The following is a 6,518-nucleotide window of genomic DNA, read 5'->3' on the forward strand; positions in this document are numbered from 1 at the left end:
CCTCGACCACCGCCGCCAGGTCGCCCGGCGCGCCATAGTCCGCCGCGTCTCCGAACCGGTCGACCACCACGAAGACGCCCCCCGGCCGCAGCACCCGCAGCGCTTCGCTGAACGCCAGCAAGGGCCCGCGCATCTTGGCCCCGGCGGGCGACCGCACCTCGTGGAAACACATCACCGAGACCACCAGGTCGAAGCTCGCGTCGGGAAATTCGAGGCGCGCGGCGTCCATCCGGCCAAAGGCCGCCCGGTGGCCCAGGCGCGACAGCCGCGCTTCGCAGGCGGCCTGGGCGTAGTCCCAGTTCGAGCCCCAGAAATCGACCCCGGTGGCGGCGACGCGGGGCGCCTGTTCGAAGAGGGCGACCAGCAGGCTGGCGTCCCCGCAGCCGATATCCAGCACCGATGGCGCCGCCTCGGGCGCCAGCTCCAGGCGCGAGATCACCAGCCGGTGGATGCGCCCTTCCCACCCGCCGCCGCCCGGCGACAACTGATGGCGAATCCGCAGCATCACGAACGCCGCCCAGCCCACGGCCAGGGCCGGCGCCAGCAGCACGAGCATGAAGGGCGACCAGAGCCCGCCGACGACACTCGTCACGCCCAGCCCCAGGGCCAGGCCCACGGCCACACGGATCCGCCGGCGCGGAATCCAGTTCGAGGTCTGGGCGCTCATGTCGCCTCCGAGCTCCACAGGGCGACAAGTTCAGACGTCATCGCCTGGAGATGCGCCGCCCAGGCGGCGTTGAGCGGCTCCAGCGGATAGTCGTCCCCGCGCAGATCCAGGGGAAAGGGCGGCTCCTCCTGGACCGCGACCCGGTACCAGACCGGCGCGGCCTCGACGCATCGCCACGCCGCCTCCGTCGCAGCGATCCCCGCCTCGGTCAGATGCTCGAAGAGCCGGCGATGAAAGCCCCGCAGCTCCGCCGCCCGGTCTTCAAGCCGCCACAGCCGCGCCAGCCGGGCCCGCGCCGCCGCATCGACCTCGTCGGCCTGGAACACCACCACCGATCCGTCGAAGCCCGCCTGCCGCAGGGCGGGACCAAAGTGATCCTCCACCGTACGGGCCCCGACCCAGACCGACCGCTGCAGGGGGCGAAAGCCGAACCGCGCGAACAGCTCGCGCAAGCCCGGAAGGTCGGCCGCCTCGCCCTCCAGCACGACCCCCAGGACATAGCCCCGCGTCCGCGCCAGCAAGGCCCGCGCCGCCGCGGCCTCCTCCAGGCTGAGCGGCCCCAACCGATAGCGCCCATCCTGCGCCGCCAGCGACCCCGCCGTGCAGGCCCGGCTCAAAGCCGTCCGCAGGGCCCCGTCGCGCAGACCCGACCGCTCGGCCAACCGCCGGATCAAGGACGCCCTCGGCGCCGGCGCCTCCCGCAGACCCGGATGCACCGACTGCAACACCGCCATCGCATGCGCCGCCTCCCGCGCGGTGAGGCGCCAGGCCGGGATGATCGATGTTACGTCATTTATCCACATGACACGATATTGAGTAACACGACGGCCCGCTGTCAAGCGCGCCGATCCACGCAAATGGCCCCTACCCCTAGCGGGGAGGGCTATCGCATATGGCCGCAACGCGGCTGCTCCCCTCCTGGGGGAGCTGGCCCGAAGGGCCTGAGGGGGACTTTGACTCCCTCAGCTGACCTGCGAACGGCTCAAAAGGACCATCAAAGTCCCCCTCAGTCGCCCATGCGGGCGACAGCTCCCCCAAAGAGGGGAGCAACCAGGTCGAGCCGGGCGCTCGCAAATTTCCATATGCGACTCCCCTGCCTCTTTGGGGAGGGTGGACGAGGCGAAGCCTCGGACGGGTGGGGCTTTGAGGCCGCAGTTCCCCACCCTGGCCGGCAAGCCGGCCTGTTCCTCCCCATCAAGGGGAGGGAGGCTGCAACTAGGCCGCCGTCTTGTCGAACAGCTTGGCCCAGCGGCGCTTGGTGCGGGTTTTCCAGGCGCCGCGGTGCCAGGCGTCCGAGGCGATCAGCGGCACCACGGTGGTGGCTTCGGCGAACACCATCTGTTCCCAGGTGACGTCGACCTTGCCCCAGGAGCAGGCTTCCTTGAGCGTCGAGGACGAGCAGGCGCCGTCGCGGACGTCGGCGACGGTGATCTGGATCGCATAGCGGTGCATGTCGACCTCGTGGCCGAGGATTTCGGCGCAGACCACGGTGTCCTGGGCGAAGTTCTTCGGCACGCCGCCGCCGACCATGAACAGGCCCGTCGTGCCGGCCGCGATCTTGATGTCGGTCAGTTCGCGGAAATCGGCCACGGCGTCGATGGTCAGATAAGGCTTGCCCGCCTTCATGCGCTCGACCTGGTGCTTGACCAGGCCGAAGCCGGCGGACGAGTCGACGAAGGCCGGGCAGAAGATCGGCACGCCTTCGCGATAGGCGGTCTCGATCAAGCTGTCGGGCTTCTTGGCGTGACCATCGGCCAGCCACTTGCCCATCTCATAGATGAACTCGCGGCTCGAATAGGGGCGGGGCTCGAGGGCGGCGCAGAGCTGGAAGATGGTCTCGTCGCAGGCCTGCAGCTCTTCCTCATCGATATAGGTGTCGTAGATGCGGTCGATATACATGGCCCGCAGGTCGCGGTCGTCGACCGGGTTCTGGGCCTGGGACTGGTAGTGCTTGAAGCCAAGGGCCTCGAAGAAGTCCATGTCGACGATCGAGGCGCCGGTGGCGACCACCACGTCGATCAGGCCGTACTTCACCATGTCGCGATAGATGTGCATGCAGCCGCCGGCGCTGGTCGAGCCGGCCAGGGTCAGCCAGGTCGAGCAGGTGGTGTCTTCCAGGGCCATGTTCAGGATGTCGGCGGCCCGCGCCGTGTCGCGGCTGGTGAAGCTCATCATGCGCATGGCGTCGATGACGGGGCGCGCGTCGTACTGGTCGATGGCCACATGCTCCACGGTGGTGGACAGCAGCTCGGCCTTGCGGTTCGAATTGGTGACGTCAGCGGTCATTCTCTAGGACCCTTTTAGAGTTTGAGCGCCCGTCCAAATGAAAAGGCGCGACCGGGACGGAGCAACCGGCCGCGCCTGAAAGGGATAGGCCCTTGAGGCCTACTTGCGACGCCGCTTTTTCCCTCGGGCGCGCGACAGCTTCACGACATTCTGGTTCTCGGCCTTGGGCGAGGCGATCGAGCGCTTGGCCAGGCCGAACATCGAGGCCATGGGCGCATCGTCCACCTGCACGGTCTCGACATCGCCGAAGCCGTTGAAGCGGGTGGTCATGGCCACGCCATAGGCGCCCAGCATGCCGATCTCGATATAGTCACCCTCGCGGATGTCCTCGGGCAGCCAGAACGGGCCGGGCATGTGGTCGATGGAATCGCAGGTCGGGCCGTAGAAGCGGAAGGGCTTCAGCGCGCCCTCGACCTCGATGGCCTCGTCGCCCTCGCGGCGCAGCAGCTTCACCGGGAACGGCCACTTGGAGTGGGCCGCGTCGAACAGCGAGCCGTAGGAGCCGTCATTGAGATAGAGGGCGTCGCCCTTGCGCAGTTCGACCTTGGTCAGGACCGAGGAGGCTTCCGCCACCAGGGCCCGGCCGGGTTCGCACCACAGCTCGGTGGTCTCGTGGACCATCATCTCGGCGAAGCCGCGCTCGATGGAGTCGGTGTAGTCGGCCAGGGCCGGCGGGGTCATGCCCGGATAGACGGACGGGAAGCCGCCGCCGACATCGACCACGTCGGCGAAGACGCCGGCGCGGACCAGGGCGCGGGAGGCTTGGGTCATGGCCGCCTGGTAGGCGGTGGGCCGCATGCATTGGCTGCCCACGTGGAAGGCGACGCCCATCAGCTCCTGGGTCGCGCGTCGCGCGGCCAGCAGCAGGTCGGGCGCGCTGTGCGAATCCACCCCGAACTTGCCGGACAGCGAATAGGCCGCGCCCTCGGCCGCGACGGCCAGGCGAACCATCAGGTTCAGGTCCTTGGCGCCGCCGGTGGCGTCGAGAATCTTGGCCAGCTCTTCATGGCAGTCGAGCGAGAAGGTGCGGACCCCGTGGTCGAAATAGGCGGCCGAGATGGCGGCGCGGCTCTTGACCGGGTGCATGAAAGCCATGCGGGCGCCCGGCGCATGCTGCGCGACCAGCTCGATCTCCGGGATCGAGGCCACATCGAAAGACGTCACCCCATTCGCGGCCAGGGTCTCGATGACCCATGGCGAAGGGTTCGCTTTGACAGCGTAGAAGACGTCGCCTTTGAACTTGTCCTGGAACCAGCGCGCCGCTAGCGCCACCGCATCCGGTCGCGCAAAGGCGACAGGATGTTCCGGCGATCGCTCACGGACCAGGTCCAGGGGCGTATGGTACCTTTGCACCTCACGCAACCCCCAACGGATTGTTGAACCCAATCCGGCGTTAGCAGCGCTTTTGAGGACATCGGGTCCGCCGGAGCCGTGCGAAATAGGGGCGATGAACCGCGATGTAAAGCGGTTATTTTTCGTCACGGAAAATCATGCGCAAACCCTGGCCCTGTCAGGGCTTGCGCGGGGGCTTAAGCGACAAGGATTCCACCCCGTCCTGACAGGCCTTTCGCGACCGCAAGTCGCGCCCTGGCCAAGCCGGTCACCGGTGGCGTTTTCGAGGCGCCGAACGGCGCCGCCGGCCCATCTGTTAACGGACGCTGGACCGGCGGGCGCCCCACATGTCATGAAGCCGTCGCAAGGTCGCGCGATCTAGACCGGCTCCCGCCCTTGCGTGCGCCGAACCCGGGGAAGCTTCGCCATCCATGTCTGACGCCGCGGTTCTGTCCGTCCGCAACGCCTCCAAGAGCTTTGGCTCGCGCAAGGCGCTCGACGGGGTTTCCCTGAATGTCACCCGGGGCGAGATGATCGCCCTGATCGGCCCGTCCGGGTCCGGCAAGTCGACCCTGCTGCGCTCGATCAGCGGCCTGCAGACCATCGACGGCGGCGACGGCAAGATCGAGGCCTTTGGCCAGGCGGTGCAGGCCGACGGCCGGGTGTCGCGCAAGGTGCGCGACGTGCGCATCCGCGTCGGCTTCATCTTCCAGCAGTTCAATCTGGTCGGTCGCCTGACCCTGTTCTCCAATGTCGCCCTGGGCTCGCTCGGCCGGATCCCGATGCTGCGCGGCCTGTTCGGCCTGTGGCCCAGCGAGACCAAGACCGCGACCATGGCGGCGCTCGCCCGGGTCGGGGTGGCCGACTACGCCGCCCAGCGGGCCAATACGCTCTCCGGCGGCCAGCAGCAGCGCGGCGCCATCGCCCGCGCCCTGGTCCAGAAGGCCAAGGTGATCCTGGCCGACGAACCCGTCGCCTCGCTGGACCCGGTGTCGGCCCGCAAGGTGATGGAGCTGTTGCACGACCTGAACGCCACCGATGGCCTGACCGTGGTCGTCACCCTGCACCAGGTCGACTACGCCATCCGCTATTGCCGCCGGGTCGTCGCCCTGAAGGCCGGCAAGGTGGTCTATGACGGTCCGGTCGCCGGCCTGGACCGCACACGCCTGATCGACATCTACGGACCCGAGTTCGAGGATGTCTTCTGGGAAGGAGCTCCCAAATGATCCGCCGCCGTCTGATCACGGGCCTGGCCCTGGCCTGTCTGGTGGGCCTGAGCGCCTGCGGCAAGGCCGATGAGAAGAAGGCCGCCAAGCCGGCCGAGCTGACCTTCTCGATCCTGTCGGCCGAGAACCAGGCCTCGATGGGCCCGCTCTGGCAGCCGCTGATCGACGACATGAGCGCCTATGTCGGCATGCCGGTGAAGCCGTTCTTCGCCTCCAACTACACCTCGCTGATCGAGGCCATGCGCTTCAACCAGGTGCAGGTCGGCTGGTTCTCCGCCGTGCCGGCGCTCGAGGCGGTGAACCGGGCCAATGGCGAGGTCTTGAGCCGGGTGGTCGATTCCGGCGGGATCGAGTCCTATGAGTCCGTGCTGATCGTGAAGAAGGGCTCCGGCATCAGCCTCGACCAGGTGCTGAAGTGCGGCGGCAAGCTGAACTTCGGCATGGGCGACGCCAAGTCGACCTCCGGCACGCTCGCCCCCAAGGCCTATCTGTTCACGCCGCGCAACATCGAGCCGGCCAAGTGCTTCAAGACCGTCCGCTCGGCCAGCCACCAGGCCAATGTGTTCTCGGTGGCCAATGGCGTGCTCGACGTGGCGACCAATAATTCGGTCGGCATCGTGTTCGCCAAGCGCGAGAACCCGGACATCGCCAACAAGATCGAGGTGATCTGGACCTCGCCGCCGCTGCCGGAAAGCTCGATCGTCGCCCGCAAGGACCTCGACCCGGCGATCCGCGAGAAGATGCGCCAGTTCTTCCTGACCTATGGCGTCGGGACCGGCCCCAAGGCCGACAAGCAGCGCGAGGTGCTGAAGGGCCTGGCCTATGGCGGCTTCCGGCCGGCCGATTCCAGCTATCTGGACCCGGTCCGCGAGATGGACGCCTCCGAGACCCTGGCTGACGCCCGCCGGGGCGGGGACGCCGCCAAGATCGCCGCCGCCCAGAAGGCGCTGGACGCGATCCGCGCCAAGGCCGCCCAGCACCGCGCCACCAACCCGGACGCCGGATGA

6 protein-coding genes are annotated in these 6,518 nt (G+C 68.0%); 2 read left to right on the top strand and 4 right to left on the bottom strand.

The annotated features are described in order from the left end of the window. From Q7P21_RS18450 to Q7P21_RS18465, 4 genes are all read right to left on the bottom strand, one after another. Window positions 1-667 (bottom strand): class I SAM-dependent methyltransferase (locus Q7P21_RS18450; protein ID WP_304178823.1); only part of this gene is annotated, 667 nt, incomplete at its 3' end. Then, window positions 664-1,401, bottom strand: coding sequence for a hypothetical protein (locus Q7P21_RS18455; protein WP_304178835.1), 738 nt, complete (start codon window positions 1,399-1,401; stop codon window positions 664-666). The genes Q7P21_RS18450 and Q7P21_RS18455, both read right to left, overlap by 4 nt. A 481-nt stretch (window positions 1,402-1,882) precedes the next feature. Beyond that, window positions 1,883-2,953 (bottom strand): deoxyhypusine synthase, encoded by a 1,071-nt coding sequence (locus Q7P21_RS18460; protein ID WP_304178847.1) that lies wholly within the window; start codon window positions 2,951-2,953, stop codon window positions 1,883-1,885. A gap of 99 nt (window positions 2,954-3,052) precedes the next feature. Then, complete coding sequence (locus Q7P21_RS18465; protein ID WP_304171323.1) at window positions 3,053-4,306, bottom strand: type III PLP-dependent enzyme; 1,254 nt, start codon at window positions 4,304-4,306, stop codon at window positions 3,053-3,055. Between the two features lie 410 nt (window positions 4,307-4,716). Here Q7P21_RS18465 and phnC point away from each other — a divergent pair, with 410 nt between their 5' ends. Beyond that, window positions 4,717-5,511: a phosphonate ABC transporter ATP-binding protein gene (phnC, locus tag Q7P21_RS18470; protein ID WP_304171325.1), complete on the top strand. Its 795-nt coding sequence runs from the start codon at window positions 4,717-4,719 to the stop codon at window positions 5,509-5,511. After that, entirely contained in the window at window positions 5,508-6,518 is a 1,011-nt protein-coding gene (gene phnD, locus Q7P21_RS18475) for a phosphate/phosphite/phosphonate ABC transporter substrate-binding protein (RefSeq protein ID WP_304171327.1), read from the top strand. The genes phnC and phnD overlap by 4 nt, the downstream gene beginning before the upstream one ends.

It is taken from the genome of Phenylobacterium aquaticum, assembly GCF_947378715.1.
In the GTDB taxonomy this organism is placed as follows: Bacteria; Pseudomonadota; Alphaproteobacteria; order Caulobacterales; family Caulobacteraceae; genus Phenylobacterium; species Phenylobacterium aquaticum_A.